At 44.8% G+C, this 2,073-nt stretch carries 1 protein-coding gene; it reads right to left on the bottom strand.

Annotated features, from left to right (window positions below; translation table 11 throughout):
- Nucleotides 1–451: 451 nt before the first annotated feature.
- On the bottom strand, nt 452–1,822 hold the full coding sequence (locus F6K37_RS39625; protein WP_287256748.1) for a serine hydrolase domain-containing protein: 1,371 nt from the start codon (nt 1,820–1,822) through the stop codon (nt 452–454).
- Nucleotides 1,823–2,073 lie beyond the last annotated feature (251 nt).

Genomic DNA, 2,073 nt, shown 5'->3' with positions numbered 1-2,073 from the left:
ATTAGTTGAAAATTTGATGCGTTTAAGTCGTCATAAGCTCGATAATTATTTACGAGGTATGAGAGCTATGAAGCTTATACAGTCTACTTTTTAGCTCTCATGTCGCCCCCCCAGCATATTACTATTGTCTTTAAATGTAGCACAAATATCTACATGGTAAGTATCTAATACAAACCCGTTTCTATACTTACCAGATTTAATTTCATTCGTTTTTATTGCTGAAAGCTGACCGCTAATAGCTGAATGCTTACTTATTAGTAGACTACAGTAGGGACGTCGCATACAACGTTCCTACAAGGTTATCATTTTTTTACTGTGGTTCATTGACCCTGGAGTTTAGACTAAAATCTGAACATTTATTCCATTTCTCAAATTGATCTTGGAAATTTATTTGAAAATCAAGAAATAGTCTAAACTCCAGTTAAGTAAGATTGCTCTACTAAAACAAATGTCACTTTCCGTGAAGAAACTTGGCAGCAGCCCGCATAAAGGCAGGTGCTTTTGTCTCACCATAAGGTGCTACGTAGGGCGTAGTCGATACGACAACCCCAACAAAATCTCGTTCTGGATCGACATAGATTAGTTGATTAAGATTGCCACTTTTGGCCATAGCTCCGTCCTCGAAAATCCAATCCCACTGGTAGCTGTTGGACTCGGCACGTTCGCCCCCAAAACTCTTGAAGCCTGATTCATCCTTCGCGCTGTCCTTAAAGGCTTCTGGGTCTCCTCCTGTCTGTATACGTGTCAGAACGGCGTCACTCACCACATCCTCCTGCGCCACCGCCTGCCAACTCGGCGTAAACAACACACCATAACGAGCCATGTCTTCCAGCGTCGTGGACATCAGACCCAGAGGCAAAGCAACACCTTCTGGTCTCATGTTGAACATAGCTGGCATCCGTGCGTTGAGTTTCCCCCATACGCGCTCTTCAAATACCGCAGCCCACGGCTTCTCCTCTATATGCTCAATCATCATCGTCAATACATCGGTGTTTGGAGAGGAGTAGCGAAAAACTGCTCCCGGCTCCTCTTCGTATAACGGCCAAAAGGCTCGCAACACGGAAACCGTGTCTTCTGTTTGGCAACCGCCAGAGTTAGGCGTCCCAAAGATGGCACTGAAGTAACTGACTATGACTGAGTTTGGGTCGAGGACCGATTCGCCGGTCTCCTCCGAATCAAGCGCTGTAGTATGGTTTAGCACGTTAAGGACACTCAAACTATCCCACGCAGTGCCAGCCAGTTCAGGGACATACTGGGTGATTGGTTGAGAGACGTCGATCTTGCCTTCCTCAGCCAACATTGCTGAGACCAGTCCAACAGTCGTCTTGGCCGACGACATCCAGACATGCATATCGGTTTTGGTCATTCCTGGGAAGGCTTCAAAAACGACCTTGCCTTGGTGAACCATCATTATGCCCTGGTGGCGAAAGGTCGGGTGTACTGAGTAATCTGAGAGTGTGAGCACTCCTTCACTGTCCGTCTTTACTTCTATTTTATCTAAATCTTCCTGAATATCCCGCTTCAAGCGCTTGAATTTCACAGCTGGCATAGACATTGCAGTCGGCATGAACTCGGGGAGGTTCATCAGGTAATAGAGTGCGTGGTCTCCTCCCATCTGAAGGTGGAAGTTATTAAACCTCTCACGGGCATGATCCACGAATTTCTTGGAAAACGGCTCTTTGGCTGCTTCTACAGGAAGCGTGGCACGGGCGCCTGGAACGGATAGATACTTGTATAAGTCACTACTCTTTGCATATGACGGCTGCTGTATCAGAGCACTCATAATCAGAATAGCGAGCAATATTCTTAATACATACCTCATTGTGACAATTTCCTTAAATCGATCATCAATTGTTATATACCATATTGAATTGTTATATACACAGGAATTACGCAAATTCATCTAAATACGCTATCAGTAGAGGTATAGTGTTATTTTATACTCATATATGTGGTGGTTATGCGTAAGTCCTGCACTATAACCCTCATGATCACCACGAATCATTGACATAACTATGGCACCATTGCTAACAAGCGATCGCTTTAAATCCTTAAGTACCCTAACCATCGCAG

The organism is Moorena sp. SIO4E2 (genome assembly GCF_010671945.1).
Classification (GTDB): Bacteria; Cyanobacteriota; Cyanobacteriia; order Cyanobacteriales; family Coleofasciculaceae; genus Moorena; species Moorena producens.
The sequence above is the reverse complement of the archived record's forward strand: the minus strand, read 5'-3'. Positions and strand labels throughout refer to the sequence as shown.

Bases quoted from the DNA above. Each gene is read 5' to 3' on its own strand.
- F6K37_RS39625 (WP_287256748.1), bottom strand. From the start codon at position 1,822: ATGAGGTATGTATTAAGAATATTGCTCGCTATTCTGATTATGAGTGCT.